Origin of the sequence: Streptomyces sp. NPDC053076 (genome assembly GCF_044546845.1) — a bacterium.
Taxonomy (GTDB): domain Bacteria; phylum Actinomycetota; class Actinomycetes; order Streptomycetales; family Streptomycetaceae; genus Streptomyces.
On the sequence record NZ_JBITZL010000003.1, the window covers coordinates 656,289 to 672,283 of the forward strand.

At 68.0% G+C, this 15,995-nt stretch carries 13 protein-coding genes and 1 pseudogene; 6 read left to right on the plus strand and 8 right to left on the minus strand.

Annotation, left to right across the window (positions count from 1 at the left end):
- Window positions 1–113: 113 nt before the first annotated feature.
- A complete protein-coding gene (locus ACIGYR_RS16245; RefSeq protein WP_399599743.1) occupies window positions 114–338 on the minus strand; it encodes a hypothetical protein in 225 nt (74 codons plus the stop codon).
- A complete protein-coding gene (locus ACIGYR_RS16250) occupies window positions 335–970 on the minus strand; it encodes an AAA family ATPase (RefSeq protein ID WP_391842432.1) in 636 nt (211 codons plus the stop codon). Before ACIGYR_RS16250 ends, ACIGYR_RS16245 begins: the two co-directional genes overlap by 4 nt.
- A gap of 362 nt (window positions 971–1,332) precedes the next feature.
- On the opposite strand from ACIGYR_RS16250, the gene ACIGYR_RS16255 reads away from it, so the two are divergent.
- Both ACIGYR_RS16255 and ACIGYR_RS16260 read left to right on the plus strand, forming a co-directional pair.
- The gene (locus ACIGYR_RS16255) at window positions 1,333–1,578 is read left to right on the plus strand and encodes a DUF5133 domain-containing protein (RefSeq protein WP_399599747.1); all 246 of its coding nucleotides are present in this window, start codon (window positions 1,333–1,335) and stop codon (window positions 1,576–1,578) included.
- A 39-nt stretch (window positions 1,579–1,617) separates the two neighbouring features.
- Window positions 1,618–1,908 (plus strand): hypothetical protein, encoded by a 291-nt coding sequence (locus tag ACIGYR_RS16260; RefSeq protein WP_391842428.1) that lies wholly within the window; start codon window positions 1,618–1,620, stop codon window positions 1,906–1,908.
- A 259-nt stretch (window positions 1,909–2,167) separates the two neighbouring features.
- Here ACIGYR_RS16260 and ACIGYR_RS16265 read toward each other — a convergent pair whose 3' ends face one another.
- On the minus strand, window positions 2,168–2,794 hold the full coding sequence (locus ACIGYR_RS16265) for a TetR/AcrR family transcriptional regulator (RefSeq protein ID WP_399599750.1): 627 nt from the start codon (window positions 2,792–2,794) through the stop codon (window positions 2,168–2,170).
- Between the two features lie 440 nt (window positions 2,795–3,234).
- Between ACIGYR_RS16265 and ACIGYR_RS16270 the strand changes: the two genes are divergently transcribed.
- Entirely contained in the window at window positions 3,235–4,365 is a 1,131-nt protein-coding gene (locus tag ACIGYR_RS16270; RefSeq protein WP_399599754.1) for an FAD-dependent oxidoreductase, read from the plus strand.
- A gap of 312 nt (window positions 4,366–4,677) precedes the next feature.
- Here the strand turns inward: ACIGYR_RS16270 and ACIGYR_RS16275 are convergent, their stop codons facing one another.
- Window positions 4,678–7,485, minus strand: a complete 2,808-nt coding sequence (locus ACIGYR_RS16275; protein WP_399599756.1) for a hypothetical protein — start codon at window positions 7,483–7,485, stop codon at window positions 4,678–4,680.
- Window positions 7,486–7,940: 455 nt separating this feature from the next.
- Between ACIGYR_RS16275 and ACIGYR_RS16280 the strand changes: the two genes are divergently transcribed.
- The 3 genes and pseudogenes from ACIGYR_RS16280 to ACIGYR_RS16290 form a co-directional block, all read left to right on the plus strand.
- Complete coding sequence (locus tag ACIGYR_RS16280) at window positions 7,941–8,144, plus strand: cold-shock protein (protein ID WP_362566005.1); 204 nt, start codon at window positions 7,941–7,943, stop codon at window positions 8,142–8,144.
- An 87-nt stretch (window positions 8,145–8,231) separates the two neighbouring features.
- A complete protein-coding gene (locus tag ACIGYR_RS16285; protein WP_399599760.1) occupies window positions 8,232–9,983 on the plus strand; it encodes a DEAD/DEAH box helicase in 1,752 nt (583 codons plus the stop codon).
- A gap of 203 nt (window positions 9,984–10,186) precedes the next feature.
- A pseudogene (locus tag ACIGYR_RS16290) lies at window positions 10,187–10,699 on the plus strand (Tn3 family transposase); the annotation flags it as partial.
- 49 nt (window positions 10,700–10,748) lie between these two features.
- Here the strand turns inward: ACIGYR_RS16290 and ACIGYR_RS16295 are convergent.
- The 4 genes from ACIGYR_RS16295 to ACIGYR_RS16310 all read right to left on the minus strand — a co-directional run bounded on the left by ACIGYR_RS16295 (window position 10,749) and on the right by ACIGYR_RS16310 (window position 15,965).
- A complete protein-coding gene (locus ACIGYR_RS16295) occupies window positions 10,749–12,101 on the minus strand; it encodes an MFS transporter (protein WP_399599762.1) in 1,353 nt (450 codons plus the stop codon).
- Between the two features lie 427 nt (window positions 12,102–12,528).
- Window positions 12,529–13,416 (minus strand): prohibitin family protein, encoded by an 888-nt coding sequence (locus tag ACIGYR_RS16300; RefSeq protein WP_399599764.1) that lies wholly within the window; start codon window positions 13,414–13,416, stop codon window positions 12,529–12,531.
- A 430-nt stretch (window positions 13,417–13,846) separates the two neighbouring features.
- A complete protein-coding gene (locus ACIGYR_RS16305; protein ID WP_399599767.1) occupies window positions 13,847–14,806 on the minus strand; it encodes a hypothetical protein in 960 nt (319 codons plus the stop codon).
- 100 nt (window positions 14,807–14,906) lie between these two features.
- The gene (locus ACIGYR_RS16310) at window positions 14,907–15,965 is read right to left on the minus strand and encodes a hypothetical protein (protein WP_399599770.1); all 1,059 of its coding nucleotides are present in this window, start codon (window positions 15,963–15,965) and stop codon (window positions 14,907–14,909) included.
- Window positions 15,966–15,995 lie beyond the last annotated feature (30 nt).

Below are 15,995 nucleotides of genomic sequence, written 5' to 3' on the forward strand. Positions count from 1 at the left end.
CGCCGTCGCTCTTCCGGGCGGGTAGGGAATCCCGTCCCTCCGGGGAACTGGCGGGCTGAACGTCTGCGTGATCCGTCGGGTTCCCGGGTGTCGGTGTCAGGGGCGCTTCCTGCTCACTGTCCTTGCCGCAGCGGCCGTAGTACCGCCGCACCCACCCGCAGGAGTGCGGACACGGGCTGTCCGACCCAGCGGGTGATCTCGCGCGGCACGGCGGGATCGACTTCGATGACCACTTTGACGTATCGGGTGTCCAGCGGCGTGACTTTGGTGGACGAAGCCGCGGCGGTGTCCGGCCGACGTTGCAGCGCGGCCCGGTACATGTCCTTGCGCTGGTTCACACCGTGTCCTGACGCTTGATGAGTTCCTCCGCGAGATCCATGTATGCCGTGCCCTTCACCTCGACGGAGCTGCCGAACGACTGGGCGTACAGGTCGAGCCGCGGAATGTGCGTGGACAGCACGTCGAAACCCCGCTCGGTGAGGGCCTCACGGGCATCGGCGTCGGGACCGGTACGCGTGGCATCGGGCCGGTTCGTGCGGTTCAGCAGAACGGCGGCGCGAGCCGGCTGGAGGCGCAGGGACTGCATGTCGTCCATTTCGCGGTCGATGGGCGCCATACGGTCGAGCTCGATCGGGGCCGGGGTCACGGGCACGATCCACTCACTGGCGTACTTCATGATGCTCCGGGTGATGTGGGCGTGGTCCTCCATCTGCGGGGCGTCGAACACCACGGCCTGCCGATTGCCGAGGAAGTCGTTCACGCGCAGGTGTACGTCGCCCACCGGAAGGGCGAACACGGGGAACGGGAAACCACCCGCGAGCTCGCTCCAACGCAGCGCGGAAGAGGCGGGGTCACTGTCCACGAGCAACGGTGAGAAGCCCGAAGCGTGCAGTGCGTGGGCCAACCAGACGGCGCTGGTCGTCTTTCCCACGCCGGGTTTGAGGTTCACGAAGGCATAGCTCAGCGACACAGGAGCCGACGCTAACGGACGCGAGCGGCCGACTGCCCTCGGCGCGGAGCCGTCCTGCCCGGTTCACCCCGGGGAGCCGGTGAATCACTCCCATGGCCCAGGACCGCTCCGCCCGAGCCCTTGGCCGGCGGCCGTAGCCGCCGCAGGTGCCGGTCGCGCCGGAGCGCCGGCCTGCGGCCCCGCCCCGGCTGGGAAACACGCCGGACCGGGCGGTGGCGTACCTGCATACGGTGGCCTCGCCGGGGCAGACGACTCGCCGGAGCAGCTAGCTGCTCCGCTCCAACTGGGCCACCTGGCGGGTGGGCGCTCGCCGATGACGCGGGCCCGGTCTGACGGCCCGCCTTCCGAGAGAGGTTGTCGCTGTGTTGCTGCCTGCGGAGAAGAACCTGCGCGCTGTGCTGGCCCGCTTCGCCGAAGCCCGGTTCCGCCACGACCTGCAGCCCACTCCTCGGTCAGGCCGGGAACTGGAAGACGCCACCTACACGCTGTGCGTGATGACCGGCACCCAGTCGGTGGACCAGGCCCTCACCGCTGCCGACGCCCTCCTGGACCAGCTTCGAACGGACCGCCTTGCCGGCGCCAAAGGGACCCAGCTCTTGGCTGCCTGACCTGAACGAGTGTCCTCTCGGTGAAAGGAGAGACAGCACATGGCTGCCGATGCGAACTCCCGCAGAATCACGGGCAAGGTCCAGGGCAGGGACATAGTCCTGAACGGGCCCTTGTCGAAGGACGAGATCCGGAACAAGGTGTGGTGGTGGCAGGTACCCGATCCTGAGACCGCCCACGAGCGGAAAGACCGCCGACACGAGTACGACAGCTCTCAGAAGAATGTGATCTCGACTCTCGGCGGGTACTACGAGATTGCCGACGACTCCCGAACGCCTGAGGCTGACGAGTTGGTCGATCTGGTGTACGCGGAACTCAACCCGGACGAGTGAAACGGCTTTCACCGCCAGACCCCCCGTATTCTTCCGCCTCGTCCTCCACGGCTGGCGCTCGCCGAGGAGTTGATCAGGCGTAATAGCGGTAGACGGCCCGGGCCACGCAGGCCCACGGCCGCAGGGGTCTCCACGGCCGTAGACGGTTCAGCGGTCGTAGGCGGCTGCGGCTCAACGGCCGTGGGCAGCTCAACGTCCTTAGGCGGCACGGCATTTCCGACCACACCGGGCGAGCGACCGTGTCACTCGCCGAGGACGGTCATGTGTGGCCGGGCGGCAGCGCGGACCAGCCCCTCTCCAGCAACTCGAAGGCGCGGGTGACGGCTTGACGTGGGTTGTCATGCCCCTGCGCCGCGCGGGGCGCTTCGAGGGCGAAGTGGGCGAGAGCGGTACATGCGGGATCGTCCGCGGCGAGTCCGCTCTCTTCGGCGATGACCTGAGCCAGAGCTGCCGTGTGCCGCAGCCACATCTTCTGGAGGTAGTCGCGCAGGGCGGGAGTGTCGTTCACCAGGCGGAGGAACGCGGCGAAGCGGGGGTCTCCGTCCGTGGCGGTGACGCGGGAGCGCAGTGCGTGCTCGCGCAGTGCCGCGGGGATGGACCGGCCCTCCGGACGCTCGCGCACCGCGGTGAGCAGGGCGGCTTCCTGGTCGGCCTCCTCGTCGAAGACGAGGGCCTCCTTCACCGGGAAGTGCTTGAACAGCGTGGTGGTGGAAACGTCGGCGGCATCCGCGATCTCCCGGATGCCGACGTCGTCGTATCCGCGCTGAAGGAACAGGCGCAGCGCGGCGTCCGCGATGGCCTGGCGGGTGGCGGCCTTCTTGCGCTCGCGGCGCCCCGGGGGCGCCGGCGAAGCGGCCGTCTGGGCGTCGGTGGGGGTCTCGGACATACCCGAACCCTACCTTCAGGGTTGCTCAACTTCAAAAGTTGAGTCGTTGCACTTATTGAGTCGATGTGCTTTTCTTGCGGTGCGGTGACGGGGCACCACCCGGACCGGCGGCTGTCGCCGGACCACTCTCCCCAGCGCCTTCCGCCGGTCCACGCTCACCAGCGCCCTCCGGCGGACCGGTCCCGTCAGCGCCGCCCCGCCAGGCCGGTCCCGCCGGCGCCCCCGCCGTTGTCACCTTTCCCGGCCGCCCTTTCGGCCACGGCGATCCCACCGAGCAGAGCCGGCCCGTCCACTCACGGTCGGCCCTTCTTCCTGGCTCACCATGACCAACTTCTTCCCTGGCTCACCACGACCAACTTCCTGGCTCACCACGACCAACGAACTTCACAAGCCGAACCAGCGTCCGCAGCACGGCTGCACGTCATGAACGGAGCACCACCATGGGCACCACCCACGCACCTCGCATCGCCATCATCGGCGCGGGCCCAGGCGGTCTGACCTGCGCTCGCATCCTCCAGCAGCACGGCGTCACCGTCGTCGTCCACGACCGTGACGCCGGTCCCGCCGCCCGTGATCAGGGAGGCACCCTCGACCTGCACGCCGACAACGGTCAGATCGCCCTTCGCGAAGCCGGGCTGCTCGAGGAGTTCTTCCGGTTGGCCCGCCCCGAGGGGCAGGAAATGCGCCAGATGGATCCGTCCGGCAGGCTCCTCTTCCACCACGTTCCGGAGGAGGGCGAGCGCTTCAAGCCGGAGATCGACCGGGGCCACCTGCGTGATCTGCTGCTCGATTCCCTGCACCCGGGCACGGTGCGATGGGGCCATGCCCTCAAGGAAGTCGGCGGACCCGCCGACGGACCTCGGACCCTGCACTTCGCCCATGGAGTCACGGCTGAAGCCGACCTCGTCATCGGTGCCGACGGGGCCTGGTCCAAGGTCCGCCGAGCCATTTCCTCGGCCGCTCCCGAGTACAGCGGCGTGAGCTTCCTCGAGGCTTGGTTCGACGACGTCGACAACCGGCATCCCGACATCGCCGAACTGGTCGGCCAGGGCGGCACCGCGGCAGCCGACGGCGAACGCGGCCTGTTCGCCCAGCGCAACAGCGGAAATCGCATTCGCGTCTACATCATCCAGCGTGTCCCCGCCGACTGGCTGTCCGCAGACGGCCTGACGCCCGCGGACACCGACGGCATCCGCCGCATACTGCTGCAGCGCTACGCCGCCTGGTCACCACGCATGCGCCGGCTGATCACCGACAACGACGGCCCCTACGTCGACCGGCCCATCCACGCCCTGCCCGTCCCGCACACCTGGGACCACAGTCCCACCGTCACCCTGCTCGGCGACGCCGCCCACCTCATGCCCCCGCTGGGTGTCGGAGTCAACCTCGCCATGCTCGACGCCTGCGAGCTGGCACTCGCTCTGGCGAACACCGACACCATCGCCGACGCCGTCCGAACCTACGAGAAGACCATGCTGCCCCGCTCAGCAGAGATGGCCCGCCTGCTCGACGGTGCCGCAACCGACTTGCTCTCAACGGAACTGCCCGACTTCGCCACCGACCAACCCTGACGAACCGGCCCACCGGATCACCCGGTGCGCCGCACACCGGGAGACAGCCTCCTGCGCGCCGGCAACTCGTCTTGGCCGTGGCCCGTGTGAGCACGGGCCACGGAGCCCGCGCCGACCGCGATGCGGCCGGGGCGTGGCAGTCATGAACGCTGCGGGGGAGTGGTGGCCCGGGTTGACGCGCTGGTCAGGCCGCTCCGGCTCAACACCGCGGCCGCGTTGACAGTCCGGTAACGATCTACCGGACTTCGGCACACGTGTACAGAGAAGCAAACGCCGATCACATCGTGGCACCGGCCTCACGCGACAAACACCTCAACCGCTCCTCCTCAGGCCAAATGCGTCAGGTCGTGATCCGTGCAGGGGGCAGGAGAGCTGGCGCAGGGCGGTTGCGACGACGTCGCTGCTGGGGCTGTCGTTGAGTGACCATGCCTTGCGTATGTGCGTGATGAAGGTGCGTGCGCTGTACGGGGAGATGCCGAGTTCGAGGCGGGACTCGGCCAGTCGTTCATGAGTACCGTAGGTGCTCTGCGCGGCGGCGTGTTCGCTGCGCCGGTCGAGTCCTGGAGCGGTGAAGATCTCCAGCAAGGTGAGAGAGAAATAACTGTAGGCAGCGGCTTCGTCGATGAGTTGGCGGGCGGCGTCGGTGATGTCGCCGTAGGTCGGCTGCCTGCCGGCGGGTTGGTGGGCGAAATGCTCGAGCGCGTGGAAGAGCGGCCCGTCGGAGCAGGCGCACTGCGAGGTTTTGAGGTGTCCGCAGAGCGTACGGAAGTCGCTGAGGATGCCGCTGGTGTCTTGGGTCCACTGCTGTTTGCCCAACAGGGTGCGAAATCCGGCCAGTGTCTCGGAGAGTTCTTCGAGGATGAGGTGGCGTGAGATGTGGGCGAGTTCGTGTGCCTCGGTCTTGGCTTGTATCTCCTCGATCTGCAGGCTGTAGCGCAGCAGGTCGCGAAGGAGGCCGCCGGAGAGGCTGTGGGCCAGAAGTGCGGTGTGCGGGGTGTGGTGTTCTGAGCGTTTACCGAGGATGGCGTTGGCTTCTTTCAGGGTGCATGCCTCGACGTGGATGATGTCGTCGAGTGAGCTGTCGGTGACATCCCGGTGGGGCAGGCCGCGGCGAACGAATGCGGCACCGACGTCCTCGGCGACGGAGATCAGGTAGTAGACGTGGCGAACCCCCAGGATGGCCTTGATCTCGGCGAGAAAGGCCAGAGCCTGCGCGTCGGAGCCGAGGCGGTCGACCTCGTCGATGGCGATGAGGACGCGCTGTCTTCTGGCTGCCAGCGCGTCGGCGATGCTGGTCAGGAGGTTGCGGAACTCCTCGACCAGGGCGGGGAAGTTGGGCGGAACAGTCGCGATGGACGTGGCGTGGGAGCCGCCTAGCGTCATGATCTGGGCGGTGCCGTTGGTCAGGGTGTTCGTCGTCGTCTGGACGGTCTGCAGCCGGTAGAGGTGGTTGCGGCAGCGGGCGACGAGATGGGGTTCCGCAGGGGTAGGACGCCAGCCGGCAGCGCGTGCGAGGAGGGTTCCTGCCACCAGGCCGGCGAGCCGGAGAGGATTCTGCGGGTCTGCGAGGAGCGCGTAGGTCTGGGGCGTACGGATGAGGAAGTAGAGGAGACAGGTCCCCAGGACGGTGGCGATAACTTTGCAGATGTCGCTGGCGTACACCGTCCATCGCCCGACCTCCAGCCGTGCCTCCACGGCGGCGGTTCCCGCGAAGGCGTAGAACCATCCAACAGTGATCATCGCGGCCACAAGAACGGTCTCGCCGGGCACTTCGCGTGCGAGCTGGCGTAGTTGGGGATCGAAACAGGCGCTGGCCAAGCTTCCGAGGGCCAGGGCTATGCCGAGCGTTGCTCCCGATTTGGTCCATAGCCGCCCCAGTGTGCGGGGCAGCCATGGGTCGCGGCGTGAGAGCCACCAGGCGATGCCGACGATGCTGATCGTGACGCTGGTGACGACGGCTTGGCCTCTCCACACATCCTGGACCCAGTTCTGGATCGTACGTGCCCTGGTGTGGGCGTAGTCAGCGGCTGAAGCTTCGTACCGGGCGTACAGCGAGCGGGCAGCCGAGGAGACCCCCAGGACGAGCAGGGCGGCCGCGGGCAACGCGAATGACGACCAGCGGACCAGTCTCCTGATTCTGCGGCGCGCGCTTTTCAGTATCCGGTGGAAAGGCGAGAGGCGCGCGAAATCCGGTGCTTGGAAGCCCTCGTGCTGGATGTAGTCCTGACAGAGACGCACCGAGAGGGAGACCAGGAAGTCGTGCGGGGCGTAGGTGGCCGGCGCCTGGATCAGGATGCCGAAGTCCGCCTGTTCTTTGGCGCTCTCCAACAAAGTGGACTTCCCCACTCCGCGTGGGCCGCAGACCGCGATGGTGCCCTCGTCCAGGTGGTTGAGCTTGCGGTGCAGCTGCTCCATGGCTTGAGTCTGGACGACGAACCCCGGCGCCCGCGGTGCGCGCAGGCCCTTCGACGTACCCTGCGGAACGAACAGAGAGTCGGGGTCTTCGCCCATGAGGTGGCGGATCATGCCGTCCATCACAGGAACGACGCCGTCGTCGAAGAGGACCACACCCCAGAGCATGGCGCGATAGCCGAGCTCGGCTCGTGCGGCGGCGCACGAGATGCCGAGTACGGCGGCATGCAGGCAGTGCCGGAGGTTGAACCACACCGCGGTGCCGCACCAGAACAGGACGAAAATCAGCACGGCGGCGCTGAAAACCGCTGTCAACAGGGCCAAGAGGCCGAGGGAGACAGCCACGATCAGGGTGGTGACGGCCAGCAGGCCGCAGACGACTTTCCAGTTCCATTCGGACTCGTCCGCAGCGGCCCGCTGCTTTGCGCGTGCGCGCTCCAGGTCGACGACGGCTTTGTCGTACGCGCTCCGTTCGGGGCCGTCAGCCTGGGTGTAGGCCGCGTTGCGGTACATCGAGCGGTGCATCTCGCGGAAGACGTCGCGTCGTGAGGTCCCTGGCCTCTTGTCCAGCTTCCGTGCGCGCGAAGGCTCATCGAGCGCGGTGTCGACGCACCGTTGGTAGACCGCGTCTCGGTCCGGTGCCGCGAAGAGCCGGACGGCCTGCACCACAGGACGCAGCCAGGGCTTGTTCTGTATGGACAGCAGCATCCGTCTCCCTCTCCCCCGGTTGTCAGCTCGCGGATGCTAGCGCCGCTCGGACCCGGACAGCAGGCAGACATGTGGACCTGGCTGGAACACGGCACCGTGCCTGAGTGGCTGCCCACGGCAAGGCGATCGTTCCTGCCCCTGCGGGCGGCGAGTCGCCGGCGGTGTCGCCGGCGGTCGGTTCGGGCCCCGCGCCGGGTGCGCAGCCGACGGCCGGATGAACGTCGGCGGCCCGGTCGGCGTGGCGGCCAGGCGGACGTCACGACCCTCGGACGGCTCTGAGGAATCAGGGGCCGCGATGATCCACCACGGGCCGCCGAGTTGTGCTAGACTGCTGCTGTTGCAGTTGTGGTACCCATGAACCTATGTGCGCCTGACGGGAATCTTTCTCCTGCAGGCGCATTAGTTGTTTTACCGGCGTCTCCGGATGGGGCCTCTGCCTACAGAAGGAGAAAATCATGGCACAGGGAACCGTGAAGTGGTTCAACGCCGAAAAGGGTTTCGGCTTCATCCAGCAGGACGGCGGCGGCCCCGACGTCTTCGCTCACTACTCGAACATCGCGGCCCAGGGCTTCCGTGAGCTCCAGGAGGGCCAGCGAGTCTCGTTCGACGTCACGCAGGGCCAGAAGGGCCCGCAGGCGGAGAACATCGTCCCCGCCTGATCGCAGGACGCGTATCCGCTCACCGGGGTCCGCACCGTCATGGTGCGGACCCCGGTGAGTGCTGTTTCCAGGAAGGCAGAGAACTGCATGTCCCGCAGGCCCCAGAAGCCGAACCGGCGCGCCTCGTCACCCCGGCCGGCCGCGTCGTCGCCGACGGAATTCCGGATGCCGGAAAGCACGACCCCCGCACTTCCCGCCGTCGAGGACTTCGCCGGTCTGGACATGCCCGCGGGATTGCTGAAGACCCTCACCGCGCAGGGCGTGACCACCCCTTTCCCCATCCAGGCCGCCACCCTGCCCAACTCCCTCGCCGGCCGTGACCTGCTTGGACGGGGACGTACCGGCTCCGGCAAGACCCTCGCGTTCGGGCTCGCGCTCCTGGCCCGTACGGCCGGACTGCGTGCGCAGCCCAAGGCGCCGCTCGCCCTCGTGCTGGTGCCCACCCGGGAGCTCGCCCAGCAGGTGACGGACGCGCTGGCCCCGTATGCGACGGCGGTGGACCTTCGGCTGGCCACCGTGGTGGGCGGGCTGTCCATCACCAAGCAGGCCGCTGCGCTCCGAGGCGGCGCGGAAGTCCTCGTGGCGAGCCCCGGCAGGCTCATCGACCTCGTGGAACGCGGGGACTGCGTACTCGACGACGTACGCATCACGGTCCTGGACGAAGCCGACCAGATGACCGACATGGGCTTCCTTCCGCAGATCACCAAGCTGATCCAGCAGGTACGGCCCGACGGACAGCGCATGCTCTTCTCGGCCACCCTGGACCGCAACATCGACCGCCTGGTGCAGCGGTTCCTGACCGACCCCGTGGTGCACTCCGTGGACCCGTCCGCGGGGGCGGTGGCCACCATGGAGCACCACGTGCTCCATGTCCAGGACGAGACCGACAAGAAGGCCGTCACCACGCGCATCGCGGCCCGTGACGGCCGGGTCATCCTCTTCCTCGACACCAAGCGGTCCGCCGACCGGCTCACCAAGCGGCTCCTGGCCGTCGGTGTCCGCGCGGCGGCACTGCACGGAGGCCGCTCCCAGCCGCAGCGCAATCGCACACTGGAACAGTTCAAGAACGGCCAGGTCACCGCGCTGGTGGCGACGAACGTCGCGGCCCGGGGCATACACATCGACGACCTCGACCTCGTGGTGAATGTCGATCCCCCCAGCGACCACAAGGACTACCTTCACCGGGGCGGTCGCACGGCCCGCGCCGGCGGTTCCGGCAGCGTGGTCACGCTGGTCCTGCCCATCCAGAAGCGGGACGTCACCCAGCTCATGACGGACGCGGGCATCCGCCCCCGGACGGCCAGCATCACCTCCAGCGACGCGAAACTCGCCACCATCACCGGCGCCCGGGAGCCGTCCGGCGTGGCCGTCACCATCGAGGTTCCCCAGCCGGCGACCCCCGCGGCGTCCCGCCCGGAGGCGAAGGCCGGCACCAAGCCCGGCAGGCGATCGGGCCGCCGACGCCGAAACGGCGGCGGGGCCGAAACGGCGACGGGCGTCGCCAACGGTACGGGCGCCGTCGACGGGGCGCGGGGCCGGGGCCCCGAACGCCGGTCCGCAGCCGGGACGACAGCGTCAGGCGGCACCTCCGCGTCCGGCGGGCGCGGTCCTGCCCGCCGCACGGCATCCGGCGGGGCCCCGGGCGGCGCCGGTGCCGGTACGGCGGGCGGCCGCGGTTCCGAGCGCCAGTCCGCGGCCGGGGCGGCCGGTGCCGCTTCCGGCAAGGCCGGCCGTGGGTCCGGTCGACGGGCGGCTGCCGGTCAGGCCACGGGCGGCGCTGCCCCGACCGGTGGCCGCGGCTCCGACCGCCGGGGAGGCCGCCGAACCCAGGCGAAGTGACGCGGGGCGGCGAACGGGGTCTCCAACCGGTCCAGCCAGAACCTGTCGGCCGGGGCACAGGTGATCTCCAGGTGGTTCGATCTCCACGTTGTTCCGCCCGCCCCGGCCCCGGTCCCGACCGCGCCGATGCGCCGACTGGCGGGCGTTGACCTGCCGGGAAGAGCGCCGGCGGTGTTGCTCTCCCGGGCGATCCCCGACGGCGTTGGTCTCCCGGGAAGAGCTGTTCGTCGTCCGGGGCCGCGGCGATGATCGAGGGGCTGCTGAGGCACTGCACGGACGCTGAGATCGAGGCCAACTACGTCGACGCCCACGGCGCCTCGGCGGTCGGGTTCGCCTTCACCGAGCTGCTCAACTTCCGCCTGCTGCCGAGGCTGAAGAACATCGGCAGCATCCGCCTGTACCGCCCCGACGACGCCCCGCCCGGCTGGCCGGCGCTCGGCGGCTCCCTGACCCGGCCGATCCGCTGGGACCTGATCGAGCAGCAGTACGACCAGATGGTCAAGTACGCCACCGCGCTCCGCCTGGGAACGGCCGAGGCCGAGCAGATACTGCGGCGCTTCACCCGCGGCGGTCCCAAGCACCCCACCTACCAGGCCCTCGAAGAACTCGGCCGCGCCGTACGCACGGTCTTCGCCTGCGACTACCTCGCCAGCCCCGACCTGCGCCGGGAGATCCACGGCGGTCTCCAGGTCGTGGAGAACTGGAACAGCGCGAACGAAGCCGCCGCCGCGGTAGCCCACTGACCGCTCTCCCCGATCGAGGCGGTTAGTCAGTGGCCCCAATCGTCTCGCCTTCCGTCCCAGCCTTTCCAATCTTCGAAACGCCGACAGGCCTCGGCGTCTGTCCTGTGGCAGTCGTCGATGCTGAACGTCCTCCGGAGCCGTTCAGGGCGGCTGCTTCCTTCCACACGGCTTGTGGGTGTGCCTGCCGATTGTGCTGGTGGCGTTGTGCCCAGCGAACGGCGAGTGGTGATGCCAGGCCCGTCAGGGTGAACAGCGCGCCGGCGACGTACCATCCGGGGCGGCCCCAGGTGATGCAGAGTGAGATGAGCAGGGCCGGGCCGAGGGCTTCGGCCAGTCCTGCGCCGAGGCCGAACACACCGAGGTACTGACCGGTGGCGTGCTGCGGGGCGAGGGCGAAGGACACTTCAAAGCCTGCGGCGGAGTGCCACAGCTCGCCGATCGTGTGGATCACCATCGCGGTCATGAGCAGCGCGGCGGCGGCCCACGCCGGTATCCCCGCGGACAGGGAGATCAGCGAGCAGGAGACGAGAAAGGCCACGCCTGCTCGACGGTATGCGGCTCCGCCTGCCGTTGGGGAATCGATGCTGCGGCTGGCTCGTATCTGGAACGCAATGACGATGACGGTGTTGGTGAGCATGGTGCCCGAGATGAGCCAGCGTGGGGCGGTGGTGGCTGTGACCAGCCAGAGTGGGACGGCCACCGTGAGCACCTTGAACTGGACGGCCATGATGCCGTCGAGTGCGGTGAGCAGGAGGTAGGGGCGGTCCCGCAGGGCGATCCAGCGGGGGCCGCCGGTGGTGGGGACAGGTGTGACCGACGGCAGGTGGATCAGGATCGCTGCGGAAGCCGTGAAGGCGACCGCGTTGCCGATGACCAGGAGTCGGTAGGCGGGGAGGGTGCCCACCTGGACGGCCCAGCCGGCCAACAGGGCGCCGAGGGAGATCCCCACGTTGGTCACGGCGCGGAGATAGGCGCGGAACGCCTGCGGCCGGTCCCCTCCGTAGTGCCTGATGAGTGGACTGCGTGCGGCCAGTCCGGCCGCTTTGGCGCCCATGGCCGTGCCTACCGCGAGGGCGAACAGCCAGAAGCTGTCTGCCAGTAAGAAGCCGGCAGTGGCCAACGCCTGAACGACGAGGGTGATCGCATAGACACCACGTGCCCCGTGACGGTCCGCGAGATGACCGACAGCGATGCCCACGGCCAGCGAGAGGACACCGGCGATGCCGAGGCCGAGGCCCACCTGGGTTGCCGGTAGTCGGACGGCCTCGGTGAAGTAGAGGACTCCAGCGGTCAGATAGAGGCCGCTGCCGATGGTGTAGATGAAGTTCGAGGCGGCGAGGACGCGCTGCGGTCCGGGTTCCGGCATCAGGGGCATAAGGGCGGCTCCGCATCCCGAGTCGACAGTAAGGACTGATCTAGCTTTCCGCTTCTTACTTGCAATAGCAATAGTGTTGCAATAGGCGGGATGCGGATGGTGTTCACCTGCCGCAGTAAATACCGGATGCCATGCCTCAGTCCGCTCCCTGGAGCGGTACGCCCGCCCCGGCGTCGACGGTCGCCCGGCACGTCGCGGAGACCGACCCCGCCGCGCGTCGCCGGAATCGGCAGGGACGCGGCACTACTTTGCACCGTGGGTCAGAGAAAGGAGACCGGGGCCTGGGGCGTACGCATCAGAACGGACGGGGTTCGCCGATCAGATCACGGCGAACCCCGTCCTCGCGTCCAGGTCCAGGTCTGCTCGACATGCTGAGCGTCCCTGACAGCATGGCCGTACGCCCCGGGTGTCGCCCGGGGCGGACGGCTCAGTTCTTGCTGCCGTCCACGATGACCGGGGTGCCGTTCGAGTCCGTACCGCAGGGCACCGCGTACACCGGGTGGGCTTTCGCGGCTTCCTTGTATGCCTCCAGGCACTGGTTGTACAGCACCTTGTCGCTCAGCGACTGCGCGATGATCTTGTTGGCGCGAGCGGTGCCCTCCGCCTCTATCCGCTTGCGCTCCGCCTCCGCCTTGGCCGTACGCGCCGCCTCGGTGGCCCGTTCGGTGGCCTGTTCCTGCTGGATCTTCTTGTCGATCTGGTCCTGCAGCTTCTCCGACGGCTTGACGTTCCGCAGGTTGACGGAGGTGACGTCGATCCCGCGTGGTGCCAGACGTTCCCTGACGAGGTCGGCGATCTGCGAGCCGATCTGTTCGCGGGCGGAGGCGTAACCCTCCTCGCTGGTGTGCTTCGCGAAGACGTTGCGGATGATCTCACGGCTGTCCGGCAGCACCAGCCGCTCCTCGACGGCTTCCTTGCTGCCCGCCAGCCGGTACAGCGCGACCGCCTTGGCCGGCACCACGGCCCACTTGACCGTGACGTCCGCGTAGAGCACGCCGCCCTGTGAGGAGCGGACCTCGACCGTCTCCTTGCCGTTGAGGTCAAGGTCCACCGGGCGGGTGGAGAAGGACGTGACGTCGGTGAACGGTGAGGTGAAGTGGAAGCCCGAGGTCAGCGGCGTGCCGATCTTGCCGAAGGTCACCGGCACGCCGACCTCGGAGGCGCTCACGACATGGACACAGGCGAAGATGCCCGCCAGCACGCCCGCCAGGGCGCTGAGCACCGCCCCCAGTTTCCAGCCCGCCTCGGTGCGGCTGCGGCCGACGAGAAAGAGCGCCACCGCGGCTATCAGCAGCAGAATGGACAGCACGAGCACAGGAATCCCCCTCCTGAAACGTTCCCGCACCACCCAAGGCGCGGGCCCCGGCGCATGGTAGCGATCTTTGGTTTCGGGTGGGCCGTACAGAGCCTGAATCGAAAGCGACGGAAGCCGTCCAGCCGCTCGTGCCAAGGTGGCGACCGTACCAGTGAGGCCCTCGGCCTCGGGGCCGAGTGAGGGCCCGCGCAAGCTCGCGATCACAGACAGGGTGGGGGTACCGGATGTGGTGGAAGCGACGCGAAGACGAGAGCCCGACGATGCCATTGCCGAAGGAACGTTGGCCGGCGGCGTGGGATGAACCTGGCCCGCTGACGGCGAAGCAGCGGGTTCGCGCCGTCGCCGACGCGATCACCGACGGCACCACCGCCCGCCCCGATCAGCTTCAGGGCCTGCGAGCGCCTCTGATTGCCATCGGAGGAAGGCCAGTTCAGAGCGATACGTTCACGCCCAGCTGACTCTCGACGTTGACGATCTCGGACATCATGCCGAACGTCCCGGCGGGCAGACCGAATTCGCCGGGCATGTTCGCACCCCACAGCAGGCCGACGGCAGTCGGCTGGGTCTTGTCGAGGACCAGAGACCCCGAATCGCCGGGGAGGGCGAACACTCCGTCCGGATTGATGCCCTGGGCCGGGTTCGATGCCTCGGCGAGGATCTCGGCCTGCTCGATCAGCCAGGTGTTCGTTCCGCCTACCGGCCACTGGACGGTCCAGAAGTTGGCGATGACCGTTCCGAAGGTGACGAGCGTCTGATAGCCCCGTTTGCGGACGGGCTGTGTGACGAAGGAACGGGCCGTCGCGGTCACCTTGTCGACGAGATTCGCTCCCCCGGGGCTTTGGCCCACGATCCCTCGGGAGAGCGTTCGTGGGCGCAAGCCCGCTGGACCGTTCGAGGTCGCCACGTCCAGGTGGAAGGCGGCGGCATCGACAAGCCCGGTGAGGAGGGGAGAGCCCGGCAGGGGAGGCGTGCGGGGGAAGTCGACGCGATCCACCGCTCCCAGATTGTCAGTGTCCGCCGGCGGAAGACCTACCACCAGAGGCGGGTTGTCCGGTTGCCAGACCGTGTGCGGGAAGTCGTTCTCGGGACCTCCGGCAACGTGGTAGCAGGTCAGGCCCAGTAGTTCGGCCGTGTCGACGTCCTCGACGATGAGGCCCATGGTTCCTACGGCGACGAGTGGATTCTTGATCTTGATTCCGCCGCGCAGATCGAGATAGCGAAGCGTGTCGGGCGCCACGCACGGCTGGATCTGCCGGACGACGACGCACACGGGGAGTCCCGCGATCTCGTCGGGGATCTCGGGACCGATCGATCGGGAATCGTCGACCTGGACGCGGATCGCGAGTTCGTCCAGGAGACGACCCCGCTCCTCCCGCAGTCCGATGCCCACACCGGTGACTCCAGGCAATGCGAACAGCTCTGGTTCGACAGCGTTCTTCGCCGCGACCAGTTCGAGTGGAATTTCCATGATTCCTCCGACCTGTCCGGAGCTAAAATGCGTTCATGGCCGCTTCCATCAGTGTCGCCACCGGCTGGAACAGCTGCCGTTTCGGTTGGCCGGTGCTGATCACGTTCTGCCATACGGCGACGAATTCCGACTTACGGTCCGTGTCCCGGACGATGAGGCCCTCCGAGTAGACCGTCTTCCCGGGGGCCTTCAGCGGGCCGAAGCCGACCTTGCCGTGAGTGGCTATGAATCGCCCGTCCAAGGGCCAGATCGGCGGAGTCCCTTCATGGAACCAGTTACCGGCCCTCGCCATCAGGCCTTTCATGTCCTGGCTGCTCGTCGGGCCGACGAGATTGTCGTCCGCCAGTAGGGTCAACAGCGATGCGAGTTGCCACGACGTCGTCCCCTGGGCGGTGTCCACGTCGTTCACGCACGGAATGCGCACGGCCGGCCACTGGTGAGCATAGTCGCCGGCCAGCCACACCCCGTTCGAGGTGCCGTCGAAGAAGCCGTCATCCGCGATCTTTCCGGCCAGGTATGGGTAACCGAGCCCGTGTATGGTCGTGGTGGCCCCCGGGTCGTTCTGGTTCACCATCATGTCCTCGAAGGCTTTGTTCTGCGCCGTGGTGAAGTCGACGACGAAGTCGGCGCCACTGCTGAGCTGGAGCACGGCCGAGTAGTCGGGCTTCCGGACCTTGTCCTGCGCGGTCAGCGATGTCGCTCCGCTGATCAGCGAAGGCGTGTGTGCGTCTATCTCCGGGTTGAACGAGGACTTCAGGGCCGCCTCGATCTGAGGCCATGTGGTCAGACCGCTCTGGGCTGCCAACTGATCTGCGCTGGAGCGCAGATCGAAGGCCGCGTACATCGCCGCGATCTTGAGCAGACTGGCCGAATAGTGCTCCTCATGCTCGCGGAGCGCGGCCCAGGGGTGATTGAACGAGCCTGCGTCACCGGAAAGCGCGACGACGATGACGGACAGATTGCCGGCATTGGGCGCGCCGGCCAGCGACAGGGCCTGCCTGGTGGCCTGCAGGGCGGCTTGCATCGCGGGATGGGAGGACGAGTCGAGCGGGTTCACATAGGAGCCCGTGAAAAGGGACATGACGGTTCTCTCCTGTCTTCGGGCGGGATC